The organism is Nocardioides sp. T2.26MG-1, assembly GCF_950101795.1.
Classification (GTDB): domain Bacteria; phylum Actinomycetota; class Actinomycetes; order Propionibacteriales; family Nocardioidaceae; genus Nocardioides.
Genome location: NZ_CATNLZ010000001.1, coordinates 186,150 through 204,032, shown reverse-complemented (window position 1 = coordinate 204,032; position 17,883 = coordinate 186,150). Strand labels below are relative to the sequence as shown.

Genomic DNA, 17,883 nt, shown 5'->3' with positions numbered 1-17,883 from the left:
TGGAGGGCGTCAGAGGTTCTCGACCACCCAGTCGATGCAGTGGGTGAGCGCCTCGACGTCGGCGGGGTCGACGGCGGGGTACATCGCGATCCGCAGCTGGTTTCGGCCCAGCTTGCGGTAGGGCTCGGTGTCGACGACGCCGTTGGCGCGCAGCACCGCGGCGATCCGCGCCGCGTCGACCGAGTCGTCGAAGTCGATGGTGCCGATGACCAGCGACCGGTGGGCGGGGTCAGGCACGTAGGGGAAGGCGTACGGCGACTTCTCGGCCCACGTGTAGAGCAGGTCGGACGACTCCGTCGTCCGCGCCACCATGCCGTCGAGCCCGCCGGAGGCGTTCATCCAGTCGAGCTGCTCGGCCATCAGGAACAGCGTGGCGACCGCGGGCGTGTTGTAGGTCTGGTTCTTCGCGGAGTTGTCGATCGCGGTCGGCAGGTCGAAGAACGCCGGGATGTGCCGACCCGACGCGGCGACCGACGCCGCCCGGTCGAGCGCGGCAGGGGAGAACAGCGCGAGCCAGAGGCCGCCGTCGGAGGCGAAGCACTTCTGGGGCGCGAAGTAGTAGACGTCCGACTCGGTCACGTCGAGCGGGAGCCCGCCGGCGCCGGAGGTCGCGTCGACGAGCACGAGTGCGTCGTCCGACGAGGTGCCGGCCGGGCGGACGACGGGTGCCATCACCGCGGTGGAGGTCTCGTTGTGGGCCCAGGCGTACACGTCGACGCCGTCCTCGGCGACCGCGGTCGGGCGCGAGCCGGGCTCGGACGCGATCACCGACGGCTCGGCCAGCCAGGGAGCGGCGGCCGCGGCCTTGGCGAACTTCGAGGAGAACTCCCCGAACGTCAGGTGCTGGCTCTTCTCACGGATCAGCCCGTACGTCGCGATGTCCCAGAACGCCGTGGCACCGCCGTTGCCGAGCACGACCTCGTAGCCGTCGGGCAGCGAGAACAGGTCCGCCAGCCCCGATCGGACCCGGCCGACGAGCTCGCGCACCGGAGTCTGCCGGTGCGACGTTCCCATCAGCGCGGAGCCGGTCGCGGCGAGGGAGTCGAGGTGGGAGGTCTGGATCTTCGACGGGCCGGCGCCGAACCGGCCGTCGGCGGGGAGGAGGTCGCGGGGGATCTGCAGGGCGTCGGACATGAAAACCTTCCAGAGTGGGTAGGTGGGGCTCCCTGACCGCGCTGTCAGCACTGCCTATTGTGTCATTGCTGCCGCCCACGCTCTCTCGAGGAGTCCAGATGGCCACCGCCGCACCCGGGTTCGCCCGCCAGGGCCAGTACCGCACGACGTTCCGCGTCCTCGGCGCCCTGCTCGTCGTCGCGGGCATCGTCATGGGCATCTACGGGTTCAGTGCGGTCTTCGGCAGCGACGAGGTGCCGGGCGCGCTCGCGTTGCTGTGCTTCGTCGGCAGCGTGCTGGTCTTCGGGGTCGGCCTGATGTTCCTGCAGTGGGGCTTCCTGGGCGCTGCCGCGCGGTACGGGGCCGGCGAGACGATGCCGGTCGTCAAGGACTCGGCCGAGTACCTTTCGAACGGTGAGGGACTGCTCGGGGTCGGCCGGAGCGCCGGTCCGTTCTGCTCGAAGTGCGGAGTCCGCAATGACGGTGACGCCAAGTTCTGCGACTCCTGCGGCTCCGCGCTCGCCTGAGATCCGGCGGGTGGGTTACGGCCACCCCGACGCGCTGCGGCTGATCGGCGAGGTCCAGGCCGAGTACGTCGAGCGCTACGGCGGGCCCGACGAGACCCCGCTCGACCCGTTGATGTTCGAGCCGCCCGGCGGCAGCTTCTACGTCGGCTATCTCGCCGGCACCGCGGTCGCCACCGGCGCCTGGCGCCGCTCCGGGGTCGAGGCGTTCGGCACCACCGCCACCGTCGAGGTGAAGCGCATGTACGTGACGCCCGCCGCCCGCGGCCGGGGCATCGCCCGACGGATGCTCGCCCACCTCGAGCAGAGCGCCCACGAGCATGGTGCCCGGGCCGTCGTGCTCGAGACCGGTCTGCGCCAGCCCGAGGCGATCGCGCTCTACGAGTCGAGCGGCTACACCCCGGTCGCGTCCTTCGGCTACTACCGCGACGCCCCGCTCTCGCGCTGCTACGGCCGGCGGCTCTAGCGACCCGTCCTCACACCACGTCGCGGCGCCGGGTCAGCGCCAGGGAGAGCAGGGGGAGGACGACGACGTACGCCAGCACGGTCCACGCCGCCTGGGTGCCCGAGATCGAGTCGACGACCCCGGGTGTCGTGTCGCCACCGTCGGTGCCGACGCCGACCAGGGCTCCGACGAGCGATCCGGCGGCCGTCCCGGGCAGCACGTGCGTGATCGCCTCGACGGGGCCGAGCAGGCTGCCGACTCCCCGCAGCAGGTTCTCGACCACCAGCGCCCACACCAGACCGAGCCCGACCGAGAGCGCCGGACCGCGCGACACCGTCCCGAGCGCGAACCCGGCGAGCGCCCACATCTCCAGCACCAGCAGGCCCGCGAGCACGGACTGCAGCACCGAGCCGGCCGACGGCCAGACGAGGTCCTGGGACTCGCTGATCGCGATCGCGACGGACACGCCGGTGTAGACGGTGAGGGTGAGGAGAACGGTGCCGAGCACGACGATCGTGATCGCGGCGAGCGAGCCGAGCAGGGACGCCGTCCGGCTCGGACCCTGGGTGAACACGGTCTTCCAGGTGCCCCAGCCGTAGCCGCTGCCGGCGACCAGCGCGCCGAGCACCATCATCAGGGCGCCACCGAACATCGGCATCCCGCGCAGCAGCACGTCCGGGATCGCCACCGGCATCAGGTCGTGGAGGATCGAGGCCATGGTCTGGCCCTCGTTGGAGAAGCTGGTGTCCCCAGTCTTGTAGGAGAGGTAGCCGAACACGTAGCCGAACATCAGCGCCAGCGCCGTCCAGGCACCGAGCGTCGCCCAGACCGCCGGCCACCGGCGCAGGCGCAGCAGCTCGGCGCGGGTGCTCCTCATCACGGCGTTCATCGGTCCGTCCTCTCCAGGTCGTGCGGGTCGGTGCTGGTCATCTCGAAGAAGACCTCCTCGAGGGTGCGCTCGGCGGCGCCGACCTCGTGGACGTCGACGCCCGCCGTCACGAGCTCGCGCACGAGCCCGGGCGCCGCGGACGCCGGCAGGTCGAGCATGATCCGGTCGTCGAGGAGGTGCACGGCGTCGTCGCCGGCGACGCGCATCGCGATGGCGACGGCTCGGTCGGCTGGGGTCGCGCGCAGCCGGAGCTGAGCAGCGCCGCGCAGGTCGGCGACCGTGGACTCGCGCACCAGCCGACCCTGGTTGATCACGCCGATCCGGTCGCAGATCTCCTGCACCTCGGCGAGCAGGTGGCTCGAGAGCAGCACGGTCTGACCGCCCCGGGCGAGCCTCACGACCAGGGCGCGCATGTCGGCCATCCCGGCGGGATCGAGGCCGTTGGTGGGCTCGTCGAGCACGATCAGCTCGGGGTCGCCCATCAGGGCCGACGCGACGCCGAGGCGCTGCTTCATGCCCAGCGAGTAGCTCCGGAACCGGTCGTCACCGCGGTCGGCCAGGCTCACCCGGTCCAGCGCCGCCTCGACCTCGCGCTCGGGAAGCCCGCGGTAGTGCGCCATCACCCGGAGGTTGTCGCGGCCGCTCAGGAACGGGTAGAAGCCCGGCCCCTCGACCAGCGAGCCGACCCGGGCGGTGACCTCCGGCCGGCCCGCGGGCCGGCCCAGGACCGTCGCGCGGCCGGCCGTCGGCCGGACCAGCCCGAGCATCATCCGCAGCGTGGTGGTCTTGCCCGCGCCGTTCGGGCCCAGGAAGCCGTACACCTCACCACGCCGCACCGTCATGCTGACCCCGTCCACGGCGAGCCGGGTGCGGTCGCCGCTGCCGTAGCGCTTGGTCAGTCCTTCCGTCTGCACCATGAGTTCCGTCATGCCCCCACCGTCGCTGCGTCCACCTCCGCGCGCGTCCGCCGGTCGGCGGCTCCGCCGTACGCAGATCCGCGTACGTCGAAGCCGCGGGAGGTCGTACGCGCTGGGGCCGCGCGCGGCCTAGCCTCGGTACGTGGTCCGTTCCCGACTCCTCTGGCTGGTGCCCGCCGGGCTCGTCGTGATGGGGTCGCTGGGCGTCAACCACGGAGTCACGGAGGCCCGGTCGGCGGCGGCGGGGGTCCTCGCCGCGCTCGCCGGTGGGGCCATGCTGCTCGCCTGGTTCCGCGGCCGGACCGCGCTGGTGCTGGGTGGGGCGGCGGTCGGCGGCTACTTCGCGCTGGGCCTGGCGAACGGACCGATCTTCCTGGCTCTGCCGCTCGGCGTGCTCGTCGCCGCTCAGCGGCAGCGACCGCGGCTGCTGGCGCCGGCGGCGGTCGCGGCCGTCGGGTTCACGGCCGCCGGACTCGTCGCGCGGGCCGTCGCGCACGGGCGCCCGTGGCCGGAGACCGTGTGGGAGTGCATCACCACCAGCGCGCTGTGCGCGGGCGCCGCGGTCGGTGGCTGGTGGCTCGCGGACCGGCGCGGGATGAGGGTCGAGCGGGCGGAGCGCGCCGTGAGCGAGGAGCAGCTGCGGATGGCCCAGGACCTGCACGACGGCGTCGGTCACGGGCTGGCGGTGATCGCGATGCAGGCAGGCGTGGCGCTGCACGTGCTGGAGCGCGACCCGGCGGCCGCCAGGGCCGCGCTGGAGGCGATCCGCGACAGCAGCCGGGAGTCGCTCGACGCGCTGCGCGCCGAGCTGTCCCGGCTCTCGGGCGGCCCCGCCCCGCGGCGCGCGGCGCCCGGGCTGGTCGACCTGGACGCGTTGCTCGACCGGGTGCGCGCGGGGGGACTGGTGGTGGAGCGTCGCGGCGACGCGGATGGCACGACCGACCTCGGTGAGCGAGCCGGACAGGCGGCGTACGCCGTCGTGCAGGAGGCGCTGACCAACGTGCTGCGGCATGCCCGGGCGACGCGGGCGACCGTCACCCTCGAGCGGTCGGGGGAGCGGCTCCTGGTCACGGTCGCCGACGACGGCGCCGGTGCGGTGCACGCGCCGCCGCGGAGCTCGGGGCGCCAGGGGGGCGGGATGGGCCTCGCGGGCATGCACAGCCGGGTCGAGGCTCTCGGCGGGTCGCTGGTCGCCGGCCCCGACCCGAGGGGGCCCGGCTTCCGGGTCCGGGCGAGCATCCCGGTGGAGCCGTGACCGCGCCCGTGCGGGTCGTGCTCGTCGACGACCAGCCGCTGGTCCTGATGGGCCTGGCCACCCTGGTCCGCTCGGAGCCCGGGCTCGAGCTCGTCGGCGAGGCTCCGGACGGCCGCGCCGGTCTCGCCCTGCTGCGCCGCGCCCACCCGGACGTGGTGCTCTGCGACATCAGGATGCCGGTGCTCGACGGGCTCGGCCTGCTGGCCGAGGTCGCGGCGGATCCGGGTCTGGCGGGCGTGAAGGTGATCATGCTGACGACCTTCGAGCTCGACGAGTACGTCTTCGAGGCGCTGCGCCACGGCGCGAGCGGGTTCCTGCTCAAGGACACCGACCCGGAGCGGCTGCTCGAGGCGATCCGGGTCGTCGCCGACGGCGGCTCACTGCTCGCGCCCTCGGTGACGCGGCGGGTGATCGAGCAGTTCGGCCGGGTGGGGCCGCGAGGCCGCCCGCACCCGAGGCTGGGGGACCTGACGGAGCGCGAGCGCGAGATCGTCGCCTGGGTCGCGACCGGCCGGTCGAACGCCGAGATCGCCGAGCGGCTCGTGGTCAGCCCGGACACCGTGCGCACCCACGTCAGTCGCGCGATGGTGAAGCTCCAGGCCCGCGACCGCGCCCAGCTGGTCGTGTTCGCGATCGAGTCCGGGCTCGGGCCTCCGGACCAGCCGCTCTCCTAGGGGCGCCGACCGAGCACCACATAGCGTTCGTCGTCGATGGTCCGGCCCCAGTACGCCGGGTCGGGCAGCGAGCGGTGCTCCGGCTCGAGCCCGGCGCCCTCAACGAGCGCGACGGTCTCGGCACCGGTCAGCCCGGCGCCCGTGGACCAGCTGCCCTCCACCAGGACCACCCTGCCGTCGGGCCTGAGCATGCGGACCCATTGGGCCAGGGCGTCCGCTGGCGCCGGCAGCGCCCAGAGGACGTGGCGGCACAGCACGACGTCGTACGCCGCGTCCGCCAGAGGCGGGTCGGCGGCGTCGCCGACCGTGAAGCTCGTGCGCGGAAACGTCCCGGCCTTGGCCTGCGCGCGCCGGACCATCTCGGGGGAGAGGTCGACGCCGTCGACCGTGTGACCGTCCTCGACGAGCAGCAGCGAGAGCGTGCCCGTGCCACAGCCCAGGTCGGCGACCCGGGAGGGCACCGGCGGCAGCACCGCGCGCAGCAGCGTGCGCCAGGCGTCACGGACGACCGGGTCACGGAGCCCGTGGTCGGGCTCGTCGTCGAAGGTCGCTGCCTGGTCGTCCCACAGCTCGCGGTCCCGAGAGGTCACCTCCTGACTCTATGTTGGTCCCGTGCTGCTGCCTCCCAAGGTCGCCGACGGTGTCGCCGACGGCTCGGTGACGCTGGCGTTCCGGCGCTGGCGAGCGCAGGACGTCAGGCCGGGCGCGACCTTCCGCACGGTCGCCGGCGTGGTCCGGGTCGACGACGTGACCGTCGTCGACCCGGCGGCGATCAGCGACACCGACGCCCAGGCCGCCGGCTGGGCCGACGCCGCCCGCCTCCGTCGGCAGCTCGACAAGGTCGAGGGCGACCTCGCGACGTACCGCATCACGCTGTCGTGGGCCGGCCCCGACCCGCGGGTGGCGCTGCGCGAGCAGGCCGACCTCACCGACGCCGAGGTGGCCGAGATCGATGCCCGGCTCGAACGGCTCGACCGGGCGAGCAGCCACGGACCCTGGACGATGACCACGCTCGACGTGATCCGGCGCCGTCCACGCACCCGAGCGCCCGACCTGGCGGCCGAGCTCGGCCGCGAGCGCGACCCGTTCAAGATCGACGTCCGCAAGCTGAAGAACCTCGGGCTGACCCGCAGCTTCGAGGTCGGCTACGAGATCTCTCCACGAGGCAGGAGTTATCTCGAACGCACCACGCGCACGGTGGTCTAGACCTACGCTTGTCGATCGTGCGTCTCGGAATCTCGCTGCTCCTCGCCCTCCTGCTCGGCATCGCCGGCGCCGCCCCCGCGGTCGCCGACATCGACGACTACGCGTCGTACGAGGCCCCGCGCAGCTGCCACCCGCAGCCGCGGGCCGGGACCGTGGTCCTCGGCCGCTGGGTCGCCCGCAACTACGGCAGTGGGTACGTCGGGTACGCCCGGAGGTGCTCGAAGAAGGACGGCCCGACCTCGGAGCACCAGACCGGCCAGGCGTTCGACTGGAGCCTCGACGCGGCGAGCCGCCGCGGCCAGCGGATGGCCGCCCGGCTGATGGAGCGGCTGTTCGCGGCCGACGGGCGCGGCAACGAGGACGCGCTCGCGCGCCGGATGGGCGTGATGTACCTGATCTGGGACGACCGGATGTACCCGGCCTGGACCGGGTTCGAGCCCGAGCCGTACCTCTCGTCGGGCTGCAAGACCCGGCGCAGGTGCTCGGCCACGCTGCGGCACCGAGACCACGTGCACGTCTCGCTGAGCCGGCGCGGGGCACGCGGACTGACCAGCTGGTACGACGGTCGGCTCTAGCGCCAGGTCTAACGCCGGCCGCCCCGCTCCCAGCGGTGGACCTCGACGGCGCCGAACCCGGTGAGGCAGTCCCGCGCGGCCGGCTCCGTGGCGGCCAGCACCGCAGCGCCGAGCAGCGTGGCGCCGTCGTCGGACAGGAGCGCGCCGAAGCCGATCAGGTCGCGCTGCGGCGCCGGCAGCGCGTCGTACGGCTCCGGGTCGACGAACCCGAGCCCGAGGAACCCTGCGGTCGCCGTGCTGCCCGGACCTTGCCAGCGGGTGCGCCGGACGAGCACGTCGCGGTAGGCGCCGGACTGGCAGCAGGGCTCGTCGAATGCGAACGCGCGGGCGGCGGCGGGGTCGGGCAGCTCGATCACGTGCACGCTGCCGGTGAGGGTCTCGTCGTCGGCGAACGTCGGGCCGCGGGCGATCAGCGACTCGCCGAACCGGTCCATGTAGGCCCAGTGCTCCTCGACCATCCGGCTCCGCAGGGGTGTCGATCCCGGCCGGTCGCGGTGGTAGCAGAAGAACTGCATGGCGGCCTACCGCGGCGCGAGCGCGCGCTGCTCCTGCAGGCGGCGCTGCTTGGCGACGAACCGGATCGAGGCGCGCTGGACGAGGCCCGGGAAGAACCGCCCGAGCCGCCACTGGATCCGGGCGGTGCGCGGGGTGACCAGCATCGCGCGGTTCTCCGCGACGGCCGCCAGCACCTGGTCGGCGAAGGTCACGGGGTCCAGCGGGCGGCGCACACCCTGGCCCTTGAGGTAGAAGTCGCGGCCGTGGAACCTCCCGACGTAGCCCTTGTCGAGGATCGGGGTGTCGACCGCCGACGGGCAGACCACGGTCACGCCGACGCCCTTGGCTGCGGCCTCCGACCGCAGCGCCAGCGACAGGCCGACCACGGCGTGCTTGGTCATGACGTACGACGTGATCAGCCCGGCCGCCATCAGGCCGCCCATCGAGGCGGTGTTGACGATCTGGCCTCCCGAGAGTCCAGTGCCGCCGCGCCGCACCATGAGCGGGTACGCCGCCGCGACGCCGTGCACGACGCCGCGGATGTTGACGTCGATGATCGCGTCCCATTGCCCCAGGCTCAGGTCCTCGGTCTCGCCCCCGAACGTGATGCCCGCGTTGTTGAACAGCAGGTCGGGCTCGACCTCGGTCACCAGCGCCTGGACGGCGTCGGCGTCGGTGACGTCGAGCGCCACCGCGCGGGCACCGATCGGCCCGGCCACGGCGGCGGCCGCGACCGGGTCGAGGTCAGCGCAGACGACGTCCGCGCCAGCGGCCGCCAGCGCCCGGGACAGGCAGGCACCGATCCCGGAGCCGGCCCCGGTGATGATCGCCGATCTGCCGCGGTAGTGCCCGGCGTACGTGCTCGCCGGCGTCAGCCGTGACGCCACGCGGGGTCCCAGCCCGGGACGTCGGTCGCCGGCCGCGACGGCGGACCGACGTAGACGGCGGACGGGCGGATCAGCCGACCGGTGCGCTTCTGCTCGAGGATGTGCGCCGACCACCCGCCGGTGCGGGCGCAGGTGAACATCGAGGTGAACATGTGGGCCGGCACCTCGGCGAAGTCGAGGACGATCGCGGCCCAGAACTCCACGTTGGTCTCCAGGACGCGGTCGGGCCGGCGCTCGCGGAGCTCGGCGAGCGCGGCCTGCTCCAGCGCCTCGGCGACCTCGTAGCGCGGGGCGTCGAGCTCCTTCGCCGTACGCCGCAGCACCCGCGCGCGGGGGTCCTCGGCGCGGTAGACCCGGTGGCCGAAGCCCATCAGCCGCTCGCCGTCGTCGAGGAGCTCCTTGACGTACGTGCGGGCGTCGCCGCGCCTCTCGACCTCCTCGATCATGCCGAGCACCCGCGACGGCGCGCCACCGTGCAGGGGGCCGCTCATCGCGCCGATCGCGCCCGAGAACGCCGCCGCGACATCGGCACCCGTGGAGGTGATCACCCGCGCGGTGAACGTCGAGGCGTTCATGCCGTGCTCGGCGGCGGAGGACCAGTAGGCGTCGATGGCGTGCGCCTGCTTGGGGTCCGCCTCGCCCTTCCAGCGGATCAGGAACTTCTCGGCCAGCGTGCCGCCCTTGTCGACCTCCGCCTGCGGCACGACGGGCTGGTGCAGCCCGCGCGCGGACTGCGCGGCGTACGACAGGACCATGACCGCGACCCGGGACAGGTCGGCGCGGGCCTGCTCCTCGGTGATGTCGTAGCTCGCGCGGAAGCCGAACGCCGGTGCGAGCATCGCGATCGCCGCCTGCACGTCGACGCGGACGTCGCCGGTGTGGACCGGGATGTTGTAGGCCTCGGCGGGCGGCAGGCCGGGGTCGTAGGAGCCGTCGATCAGCAGGCCCCAGACGTTCTCGAACGGCACGCGCCCCACGAGGTCCTCGATGTCCACGCCGCGGTACCGCAGCGCCGAGCCCTCCTTGTCCGGCTCCGCGATCTCGGTCTCGAAGGCGACGACGCCCTCCAGCCCGTGCTGCACCTCGGTCATGGGACTCCTTCGCTGGTTCGGCGGCGGCGTACGGCGCCGGACGCATTGTGCCCCGGGCCGCGACTAGGGTCGAGTCATGTCACACCTCGATCTCGCCGCGCTGCGTGAGGAGTATGCCCGGGCGGGCCTCGACGAATCCGACCTGGCCCCCGACCCGATCACGATGTTCGACCGCTGGATGGGGGAGGCGCACGACGCCATCCGCCACGACGCGAACGCGATGGTGCTCAGCACCGTCGGCCCGGACCTGGCCCCCGCGTCCCGGACGGTGCTGCTCAAGGGCGTGTCCGAGGCGGGCTTCGTGTTCTTCACCAACACCGCGTCGCAGAAGGGTCGCGAGCTCGCCGCCGACCCTCGCTGCACGCTGCTGTTCCCCTGGCACCCGCTCGAGCGGCAGGTGCGCATCGACGGCGTCGCCTCTCCCTTGCCCCGCGCGGAGGTCGAGGCGTACTTCTCGTCCCGCCCGCGCGCCTCGCAGCTGGGTGCCTGGGCGTCCCACCAGTCCGCGGTCGTCTCCGGCCGGGCCGAGCTCGAGGCGGCGTTCGCGGACGCCGAGGCGCGCTTCCCCGAGGGCGTGCCGGTCCCGGTGCCCGACGAGTGGGGCGGGTACGCCGTACGCCCCGAGTCCGTGGAGTTCTGGCAGGGCCGGCCGGGCCGGATGCACGACCGCCTGCGCTACCGGCGTACAACCGACGGCTGGGCTGTGGAGCGGCTCGCGCCCTAGGTCCGTGGGCGGTAGTCCCTGACGTTCGGGCCCCGGATCCGCGCGAGGAGGGGCCCATTCGTCAGGGACTACCGCAAAACCATTTGTGAGTGAGTGCTCACTCATTTACCCTCGACCCTCGTGGACACCAAGAGGGAGCGGGCGCGGCCGTTGTCGCCGGAGGAGCGGCGGGCCGAGATCATCGCCGCGACCCGGCCGCTGCTCTACGAGCACGGCCGGGCGACCACGACCCGGCTGATCGCCGACGCGGCCGGCATCGCCGAGGGCACGATCTTCCGGGCGTTCGCGTCCAAGGAGGAGCTGTTCGACGCGGTGCTCGAGGCGGAGTTCGACCCGTCGTCGTTCCTCGAGGAGGTGCTGCGGATCGACCCCGACCTCGAGCTGCGCGAGCGCATGGTCGCCTATACGACGCTGCTCCAGCGCCGCTTCGTCGGCATCTTCGGGCTGATGTCCGCGATGGGGATGCGCAAGCCCCCCGACAAGCTCCGCGATCCCGAGGTCCGCCAACGCCTCGCCGAGGGCGGGCTGGCCATGCTGCTGACGCCCGACGCCCACCGGTTCACGCTCCCCGTCGAGCGCGTCGTCGACCTGATCCGGCTGCTGACGTTCTCCGGGAGCCACCCCCACATCTCCGACCAGCGACCGCTCTCCCCCGAGGAGATCGTCGACGTGGTCCTCCACGGCGTGCTGAAAGGCAGTGACCCCCGATGATGCTCCGACTCCTGCGCGAGCGGCTCGCGCCGTACCGCACCTGGCTGACGCTGGTGGTTGTCTTCCAGTTCATCGGCGTCGTGGCGATGCTCTACCTGCCCAGCCTCAACGCCGACATCATCGACGAGGGCGTCACCAAGGGCGACACGGGCTACATCGTGCGCGTCGGCGCGCTCATGCTCGGCGTCTCCCTCGTGCAGATCGTCTGCTCGGTGAGCGCGGTGTGGTTCGGGGCGCGTACGGCGATGGGCTTCGGGCGCGACGTCCGCGCCGCGCTGTTCCACCGCGTGGGGACGTTCTCCGCCCGCGAGGTCCAGCACTTCGGGGCGCCGTCGTTGATCACCCGCAGCACCAACGACGTCCAGCAGGTGCAGATGCTGGTGCTGATGGCCTGCACGATCGCGGTGTCCTCGCCGATCATGATGGTCGGCGGCGTGATCATGGCGCTGCGCGAGGACCTGGGCCTCGGCTGGGTGCTGGCGGTCGTGGTGCCCGCGCTGTTCCTGAGCGTGGGCTTCGTGGTCAGCAAGATGGTGCCGAACTTCCGGGCGATGCAGGCCCGCATCGACGAGGTCAACCGGGTGCTGCGCGAGCAGATCACCGGCATCCGGGTCGTCCGGGCGTTCGTCCGCGAGCCCCACGAGGCGCAGCGCTTCGGCACCGCCAACGACGAGCTCACCGACGTCGCCGTGCGTGCCGGGCGCTGGATGGCCACGATGTTCCCGCTGGTGATGTTGGTCGTGAACGCCTCGAGCGTCGCGGTCATCTGGTTCGGCGGCCACCGGGTCGACAACGGGCAGATGCAGGTGGGGGCGTTGACGGCGTTCCTCACCTACCTCATGCAGATCCTGATGTCGGTGATGATGGCGACGTTCATGCTGATGATGATCCCGCGGGCCTCGGTCTGCGGCGACCGCATCGTCGAGGTCCTCGACACCCACACCTCGGTGCCGCTGCCGTCCGAACCGGTTCCCCCGGATCCGGAGCTGCGCGGCCACCTCGACCTCGAGCACGTGACGTTCGCCTACCCGGGCGCGGAGTCGCCCGTGCTCAGCGACGTCTCCCTCAGCGCCCGGCCCGGACAGACGATCGCGGTCATCGGCTCGACCGGCGCGGGGAAGTCGACGCTGGTCAACCTGGTCCCGCGGCTCTTCGACGCGACCGCGGGCGAGGTCCGCGTCGGCGGCACCGACGTACGTCGCATCGATCTCGACCTGCTCTGGCAGCAGATCGGCCTGGTGCCGCAGCGGGCCTACCTGTTCACCGGGACCGTCCGCAGCAACCTGCTGCATGGCAAGCCCGACGCGACCGACGAGGAGATCTGGGCGGCGCTCGAGATCGCCCAGGGACGCGAGTTCGTCGAGGCGATGCCCGAGGGCCTGGACGCTCCCGTCGCGCAGGGCGGGACGAACTTCTCGGGCGGCCAGCGGCAGCGGATCGCTATCGCGCGTGCGCTGATCCGACGGCCCGGGATCTACCTGTTCGACGACGCGTTCTCCGCGCTCGACCTGGCCACCGATGCCCGCCTCAGGGCCGCGCTGAAGCCGGTCACCACCGACGCGACGGTGCTGATCGTCGCGCAGCGGGTCTCCACGATCGTCGACGCCGACCTGATCCTCGTGCTCGAGGACGGCCGGGTCGTCGGGCGCGGCACCCACCACGAGCTGCTCGCCGGCAACGAGACCTACCAGGAGATCGTCACCTCCCAGCTGACCCCCGAGGAGGCGGCGTGAGCGACAAGGCCAAGAAGACGCAGGGCTTCCAGGCGACCGAGCGGATCGAGGCGCCCCAGGGCGGCCCCGGTCGCGGCCCGATGGCGGGTGGCATGGTGGGCCAGAAGGCGATGACCTTCGGGCCGTCGGCGCGGCGCCTGGTCGGGCGGATGCGGCCCGACCGCGCCAAGGCCGTGGTCGTGGTGCTGCTCGGCGTCGTCAGCGTGGCGCTGATGTCGACCGGCCCGCGGATCCTCGGGCACGCCACCGACCTGGTGTTCGACGGCTTCATCGGGCGCCAGTTCCCGCCCGGCACCCCGGACTCCGCCCTCCCCGACGCGGTGCAGGGCCGTGACGTCGTGGCCGGACAGGGGGTCGACTTCACGGCCGTCGGCCACGTGCTGCTCGTGGTGCTCGCGATCTACGCCGGAGCCTCGCTGCTCGGCTGGCTCCAGGGCTTCATCCTCAACACCGTCGTGCAGAACACCGTGCGCCGGATGCGCCAGGACGTCGAGGACAAGATCAACCGGCTGCCGCTGGGCTACTTCGACCGGTCCCCCCGCGGCGAGCTCCTCAGCAGGGTCACCAACGACATCGACAACGTCAGCCAGACCCTCCAGCAGACGATGAGCCAGCTGCTCACCTCGCTGATGACCGTGCTCGCCGTGCTCGGCATGATGTTCTGGATCTCCCCGCTGCTGGCGCTCATCGCGCTGGTGTCGGTGCCGATCTCGTTGGTCGTCACGTCCCAGATCATGAAGCGCTCGCAGGGCCAGTTCGTGGCCCAGTGGCGGCGTACCGGCCGGTTGAACGCCCAGATCGAGGAGGCCTACTCCGGCCACGCGCTGGTCAAGGTCTTCGGCCGCCGCGCGGAGATCGAGGAGACCTTCGCCGAGGAGAACGACGAGCTCTACAAGGTCAGCTTCGGTGCGCAGTTCGTGAGCGGGCTGATCATGCCGTCGATGATGTTCGTCGGGAACCTCAACTACGTCGCGATCGCGGTCATCGGGGGACTCCGGGTCGCCAACGGTTCGCTGTCGCTCGGCGACGTGCAGGCGTTCATCCAGTACACCCGCCAGTTCACGCAGCCCCTGACCACGGTGGCGTCGATGGCCAACCTGCTGCAGTCGGGGGTGGCGTCCGCCGAGCGGGTCTTCGAGCTGCTCGATGCGGACGAGGAGCCGGCCGACCCGGCCGAGCGCCGTACGCCGGCCCTGCGCCGCGGCGAGGTCGCCTTCGAGCACGTGTCGTTCCGCTACGACGAGGACCGCCCGCTGATCGCCGACCTGTCGCTGGTCGCACGTCCGGGGCAGACGGTCGCGATCGTCGGGCCGACCGGGGCGGGCAAGACCACCCTGGTCAACCTCGTGATGCGGTTCTACGACCTCGACGGCGGGCGGATCACCCTCGATGGTGTCGACATCGCCGCGATGCCCCGCGCCGAGCTGCGTGGACAGGTCGGCATGGTGCTGCAGGACACCTGGCTCTTCGAGGGCACGATTCGCGACAACATCGCCTACGGGCGTCCCGATGCCACCGAGGAGCAGGTGCTCGAGGCCGCACGGGCGACCTTCGTGGACCGCTTCGTGCACTCGCTGCCGGACGGCTACGACACGGTCATCGACGAGGAAGGCTCCAACCTGTCGGCCGGAGAGCGGCAGCTCGTCACGATCGCGCGGGCCTTCCTCACCGACCCGGCGCTGCTGATCCTCGACGAGGCGACGTCCTCGGTGGACACCCGCACGGAGCTACTCGTCCAGCACGCCATGGCCGCGCTGCGCATCGACCGCACCTCGTTCGTCATCGCCCACCGGCTCAGCACCATCCGGGACGCCGACCTGATCCTGGTGATGGAGGACGGTGCGATCGTCGAGCAGGGCACCCATGTCGACCTGCTGGCCGCGGACGGTGCCTACGCGCGGCTCTACAACGCGCAGTTCCAGGCCGCCGAGGTCGCCTAGCGGCGGGGCCGTTGACCGGTCGGCTGGCGGGGTCGGCGGTGTGGAGCAGGGGCCCGGTTAATCCCTTGAACGCGTCCGGCCGGCAACCTACGGTGATCGGACACGGGAAAGGAGGTGGTCCGGAGAATGAGTTCTTCTTGGATGCGTGAGGTGGCTGCCCGCTAGCAGCCCCAGCTACATCGGGGGTGGAAGTGCCCCCGAAGGCTGCTGGTGAATCCCAAGCAGTCACCCGACCCGCAGGCGATCCGGTCATCACATCCACCGGAGCGGTCTCCATGGAGACCAGCGCCTGCGGGTCGCTCCGTTTCTGGACCGATCAGCCGGCGGACTCGTCGGCGGCGGCCTCGGCGGCCGCCCGCTCCTGCGCGGCCTTCTCCTTGGCCGCCACCTCGCGGGCCGCCTCCAGCTCGGCCGCGCGCTGCTGGGCCTGGTTGGCCTCGACGGCCTGAGTGGAGAGCGAGGAGAACATCGAGCAGACCGCCCACACGCCCACCGCACAGATCAGCAGCCGCACCATGGCAGCGTCCGCGGAGAGGGTGCCGGCCACCTGGGCCGCGTAGATCGCCGGAGACCCGACGAGCAGGGTGCCGGTCACGACCGGCCAGGAGATGGGGCTCATGCTGTCACCGCCAGCGGCACGTCGGCGCCGACGATGCCCTCGGAGCGGATCTGCTCGGCGCCGAGCAGCTCCTGGTAGGAGAGGACGGCGAGACGCGGCACGATCGGGTGCACCAGGCGGTGCACGGCCGCGCGCAGCGGGGGTGCGCACACGAGCACCGGCCGCAGGTTGCGGTTCTCGACCGTCGCGACCAGCTGCGCGAGGTTGGTGAGCAGCGCCTGGCTGGACTCGGGGTCGAGCGCGATCGAGTGCCCGTGCTCGGAGGGCCGCAGCGACTCCAGGATCCGCTGCTCGAGCTGCGGCTCGAACGTGATCACGTGGAGTGCCTTGTCGACGATGTACGGCGCCGCGATCGCGGGGCCGAGGGCCCGGCGGGCCGCCTCGACCAGCGGGTCGAGGTCCTTGGTGCGGGTGGCCTGCAGCGAGAGCGCCTCGTAGATCCGGACCAGGTCGCGGATCGACACGCCCTCGTCGAGCAGCTGCTGGAGCACCCGCTGGATCTCGCCGAGGCTGAGCACCGTCGGGGTGAGCTCCTCGACCACCACGGGGTGGGAGCGCTTGACGACGTCGGTGAGCATCCGGACGTCCTCGCGGCCCAGCAGCTGGGCGGCGTTCTGGGTGATGACCTCGGCGAGGTGGGTGGTGATCACCGACGCGCGGTCGACGACCGTGGCTCCGGAGAGCTCGGCCTGGCTGCGCAGGGCGGCCGGGATCCAGCGGGCCTCCAGGCCGAAGACCGGCTCCCGGGTCGCCTCGCCGGGGAGCGAGCCGAGGAACTCGCCGATGGCGAGCACGGTGCCCGGCGGCGCCTCGCCCCGCGCGACCTCGATGCCGAAGAGCATGATCGCGTAGGTCCGGGAGGGCAGCTGCGGGTTGTCGCGGGTGCGCACCGGCGGCGCGACGATGCCCAGGTCGGTCGCGATCTTGCGGCGCAGCGACTTGACCCGCTCGAGGAGGTCGCCCCCGGTCGAGGGGTCGACGAGGTCGATGAGGTCGGCCGACAGCTCCAGGCCGAGTGGGTCCACCTGCATCTCGGCCGCCAGCAGCTCGGGCGTGTCCGCGGTCGCGAAGGTGGTCGTCGCCGCCGGAGCGTCGGCGTCGACGTCGGGCTCGTCCTTGATCCGTGAGGAGGCGACGAGCATCAGGCCTCCGGCGAGCATGAACGGGATCTTCGGGAGGCCCGGGATCAGGCACAGCGTCAGCGCGGCGAAGCCGGCGATCCGGAGCGGGGTCCGGCTCCGGGTCATCTGGCGCATGATGTCGCTGCCCATGTCGCTCTCGCCGGTGGCCCGGGTGACGATCAGGCCGGTCGCGACGGAGAGCAGCAGGGCGGGGATCTGGGAGACCAGGCCGTCGCCGATGGACAACAGGCTGTACGTCGTGACCGCCTCGCCGAACGGCATCCCGAGCTGGCCGACGCCGATCGCGAATCCGCCGATCAGGTTGACGAGCGTGATGATGATCGCGGCGATCGCGTCGCCCTTCACGAACTTCGAGGCGCCGTCCATCGCGCCGTAGAAGTCGGCCTCGGCGTGCACCTCGGCCCGGCGGCGCCGCGCCTCGTCCTCGTCGATGAGCCCCGAGTTCAGGTCGGCGTCGATCGCCATCTGCTTGCCGGGCATCGCGTCGAGGGTGAACCGGGCGCCCACCTCGGCCACGCGGCCGGCGCCGTTGGTGATCACGACGAACTGGATGACCAGCAGGATCGAGAACACGATCAGTCCGACGATCAGCGAGCCGCCGACGACGAAGTGGCCGAACGTGTCGATGACCTTGCCGGCGAAGCCGTCGAGGAGCACCAGGCGGGTCGCGCTGACGTTCAGCGCAAGACGGAACAGCGTCATCACCAGGATCACGGCCGGGAACGCCGCGAAGTCGAGGGGGCCGCGCACGAACATCGCGGTCATCAGGACCAGGAGCGCCACCGTGATGTTGAGCGCGATGAGCAGATCGAGCAGCATCGCGGGCAGCGGCACCACGAGCATCACGACGATCATCACGATGCCGATCGGCACCGCGAGCTGGCTCAGCCGCTTCAGTGGTGACACGCGGTCCTCCAGGGGAGACGGGGGTTGACGAGGTGGG

The 17,883-nt window shown here is 72.2% G+C and carries 19 protein-coding genes; 10 read left to right on the top strand and 9 right to left on the bottom strand.

Translation table 11 applies throughout. The features are described 5' to 3' along the window. Nucleotides 1-9: 9 nt before the first annotated feature. Nucleotides 10-1,134, bottom strand: a complete 1,125-nt coding sequence (serC, locus tag QQZ14_RS01005) for a phosphoserine transaminase (RefSeq protein WP_284532290.1) — start codon at nucleotides 1,132-1,134, stop codon at nucleotides 10-12. Between the two features lie 98 nt (nucleotides 1,135-1,232). On the opposite strand from serC, the gene QQZ14_RS01000 reads away from it, so the two are divergent. Then, on the top strand, nucleotides 1,233-1,640 hold the full coding sequence (locus tag QQZ14_RS01000) for a zinc ribbon domain-containing protein (RefSeq protein WP_284532289.1): 408 nt from the start codon (nucleotides 1,233-1,235) through the stop codon (nucleotides 1,638-1,640). Nucleotides 1,641-1,650: 10 nt separating this feature from the next. Then, on the top strand, nucleotides 1,651-2,103 hold the full coding sequence (locus tag QQZ14_RS00995; RefSeq protein WP_284532288.1) for a GNAT family N-acetyltransferase: 453 nt from the start codon (nucleotides 1,651-1,653) through the stop codon (nucleotides 2,101-2,103). 10 nt (nucleotides 2,104-2,113) lie between these two features. Here QQZ14_RS00995 and QQZ14_RS00990 read toward each other — a convergent pair whose 3' ends face one another. Both QQZ14_RS00990 and QQZ14_RS00985 read right to left on the bottom strand, forming a co-directional pair. After that, entirely contained in the window at nucleotides 2,114-2,971 is an 858-nt protein-coding gene (locus QQZ14_RS00990) for an ABC transporter permease (RefSeq protein WP_284532287.1), read from the bottom strand. Further along, a complete protein-coding gene (locus QQZ14_RS00985) occupies nucleotides 2,968-3,900 on the bottom strand; it encodes an ABC transporter ATP-binding protein (protein ID WP_284532286.1) in 933 nt (310 codons plus the stop codon). Before QQZ14_RS00985 ends, QQZ14_RS00990 begins: the two co-directional genes overlap by 4 nt. A gap of 130 nt (nucleotides 3,901-4,030) precedes the next feature. Between QQZ14_RS00985 and QQZ14_RS00980 the strand changes: the two genes are divergently transcribed. Continuing rightward, nucleotides 4,031-5,143 carry a sensor histidine kinase gene (locus QQZ14_RS00980; protein WP_284532285.1) on the top strand — a complete coding sequence of 371 codons (1,113 nt, stop codon included), beginning with the start codon at nucleotides 4,031-4,033 and terminating at the stop codon, nucleotides 5,141-5,143. Next, nucleotides 5,140-5,817, top strand: a complete 678-nt coding sequence (locus tag QQZ14_RS00975) for a response regulator (RefSeq protein WP_284532284.1) — start codon at nucleotides 5,140-5,142, stop codon at nucleotides 5,815-5,817. The genes QQZ14_RS00980 and QQZ14_RS00975 overlap by 4 nt, the downstream gene beginning before the upstream one ends. Here QQZ14_RS00975 and QQZ14_RS00970 read toward each other — a convergent pair. Further along, nucleotides 5,814-6,407: a class I SAM-dependent methyltransferase gene (locus QQZ14_RS00970; protein WP_284532283.1), complete on the bottom strand. Its 594-nt coding sequence runs from the start codon at nucleotides 6,405-6,407 to the stop codon at nucleotides 5,814-5,816. The genes QQZ14_RS00975 and QQZ14_RS00970 overlap by 4 nt on opposite strands. Before the next feature lie 22 nt (nucleotides 6,408-6,429). Between QQZ14_RS00970 and QQZ14_RS00965 the strand changes: the two genes are divergently transcribed. Together QQZ14_RS00965 and QQZ14_RS00960 are read left to right on the top strand one after the other, a co-directional pair. Beyond that, nucleotides 6,430-7,023, top strand: a complete 594-nt coding sequence (locus QQZ14_RS00965; RefSeq protein WP_284532282.1) for a hypothetical protein — start codon at nucleotides 6,430-6,432, stop codon at nucleotides 7,021-7,023. Between the two features lie 17 nt (nucleotides 7,024-7,040). Further along, nucleotides 7,041-7,598 (top strand): hypothetical protein, encoded by a 558-nt coding sequence (locus QQZ14_RS00960; protein ID WP_284532281.1) that lies wholly within the window; start codon nucleotides 7,041-7,043, stop codon nucleotides 7,596-7,598. 8 nt (nucleotides 7,599-7,606) lie between these two features. Here QQZ14_RS00960 and QQZ14_RS00955 read toward each other — a convergent pair whose 3' ends face one another. From QQZ14_RS00955 to QQZ14_RS00945, 3 genes are read right to left on the bottom strand one after another with little or no spacing between them, the layout of a single operon-like run. Beyond that, entirely contained in the window at nucleotides 7,607-8,113 is a 507-nt protein-coding gene (locus QQZ14_RS00955; protein WP_284532280.1) for a YciI family protein, read from the bottom strand. A 6-nt stretch (nucleotides 8,114-8,119) separates the two neighbouring features. Next, a complete protein-coding gene (locus QQZ14_RS00950; protein WP_284532279.1) occupies nucleotides 8,120-8,980 on the bottom strand; it encodes an SDR family NAD(P)-dependent oxidoreductase in 861 nt (286 codons plus the stop codon). Continuing rightward, nucleotides 8,965-10,071 (bottom strand): citrate synthase 2, encoded by a 1,107-nt coding sequence (locus QQZ14_RS00945; protein ID WP_284532278.1) that lies wholly within the window; start codon nucleotides 10,069-10,071, stop codon nucleotides 8,965-8,967. Before QQZ14_RS00945 ends, QQZ14_RS00950 begins: the two co-directional genes overlap by 16 nt. Nucleotides 10,072-10,147: 76 nt before the next feature. Here QQZ14_RS00945 and pdxH point away from each other — a divergent pair, with 76 nt between their 5' ends. From pdxH to QQZ14_RS00925, 4 genes are all read left to right on the top strand, one after another. Next, nucleotides 10,148-10,795 (top strand): pyridoxamine 5'-phosphate oxidase, encoded by a 648-nt coding sequence (gene pdxH / locus QQZ14_RS00940; RefSeq protein WP_284532277.1) that lies wholly within the window; start codon nucleotides 10,148-10,150, stop codon nucleotides 10,793-10,795. A gap of 120 nt (nucleotides 10,796-10,915) precedes the next feature. Then, entirely contained in the window at nucleotides 10,916-11,506 is a 591-nt protein-coding gene (locus tag QQZ14_RS00935; RefSeq protein ID WP_284532276.1) for a TetR/AcrR family transcriptional regulator, read from the top strand. Next, nucleotides 11,503-13,239, top strand: coding sequence for an ABC transporter ATP-binding protein (locus QQZ14_RS00930; protein ID WP_284532275.1), 1,737 nt, complete (start codon nucleotides 11,503-11,505; stop codon nucleotides 13,237-13,239). The genes QQZ14_RS00935 and QQZ14_RS00930 overlap by 4 nt, the downstream gene beginning before the upstream one ends. 80 nt (nucleotides 13,240-13,319) lie before the next feature. Further along, nucleotides 13,320-15,179 (top strand): ABC transporter ATP-binding protein, encoded by a 1,860-nt coding sequence (locus QQZ14_RS00925; protein ID WP_284533062.1) that lies wholly within the window; start codon nucleotides 13,320-13,322, stop codon nucleotides 15,177-15,179. A gap of 316 nt (nucleotides 15,180-15,495) precedes the next feature. Here QQZ14_RS00925 and QQZ14_RS00920 read toward each other — a convergent pair whose 3' ends face one another. Both QQZ14_RS00920 and flhA read right to left on the bottom strand, forming a co-directional pair. Then, nucleotides 15,496-15,798: a hypothetical protein gene (locus QQZ14_RS00920; protein WP_284532274.1), complete on the bottom strand. Its 303-nt coding sequence runs from the start codon at nucleotides 15,796-15,798 to the stop codon at nucleotides 15,496-15,498. Next, nucleotides 15,795-17,846 (bottom strand): flagellar biosynthesis protein FlhA, encoded by a 2,052-nt coding sequence (gene flhA / locus QQZ14_RS00915; RefSeq protein WP_284532273.1) that lies wholly within the window; start codon nucleotides 17,844-17,846, stop codon nucleotides 15,795-15,797. Before flhA ends, QQZ14_RS00920 begins: the two co-directional genes overlap by 4 nt. Nucleotides 17,847-17,883 lie beyond the last annotated feature (37 nt).

Bases quoted from the DNA above. Each gene is read 5' to 3' on its own strand.
- pdxH (WP_284532277.1), top strand. From the start codon at position 10,148: ATGTCACACCTCGATCTCGCCGCGCTGCGTGAGGAGTATGCCCGGGCG.
- QQZ14_RS00955 (WP_284532280.1), bottom strand. From the start codon at position 8,113: ATGCAGTTCTTCTGCTACCACCGCGACCGGCCGGGATCGACACCCCTG.
- QQZ14_RS01000 (WP_284532289.1), top strand. From the start codon at position 1,233: ATGGCCACCGCCGCACCCGGGTTCGCCCGCCAGGGCCAGTACCGCACG.
- QQZ14_RS00925 (WP_284533062.1), top strand. From the start codon at position 13,320: ATGGCGGGTGGCATGGTGGGCCAGAAGGCGATGACCTTCGGGCCGTCG.
- QQZ14_RS00920 (WP_284532274.1), bottom strand. From the start codon at position 15,798: ATGAGCCCCATCTCCTGGCCGGTCGTGACCGGCACCCTGCTCGTCGGG.
- QQZ14_RS00930 (WP_284532275.1), top strand. From the start codon at position 11,503: ATGATGCTCCGACTCCTGCGCGAGCGGCTCGCGCCGTACCGCACCTGG.
- QQZ14_RS00945 (WP_284532278.1), bottom strand. From the start codon at position 10,071: ATGACCGAGGTGCAGCACGGGCTGGAGGGCGTCGTCGCCTTCGAGACC.
- serC (WP_284532290.1), bottom strand. From the start codon at position 1,134: ATGTCCGACGCCCTGCAGATCCCCCGCGACCTCCTCCCCGCCGACGGC.
- QQZ14_RS00985 (WP_284532286.1), bottom strand. From the start codon at position 3,900: ATGACGGAACTCATGGTGCAGACGGAAGGACTGACCAAGCGCTACGGC.
- QQZ14_RS00990 (WP_284532287.1), bottom strand. From the start codon at position 2,971: ATGAACGCCGTGATGAGGAGCACCCGCGCCGAGCTGCTGCGCCTGCGC.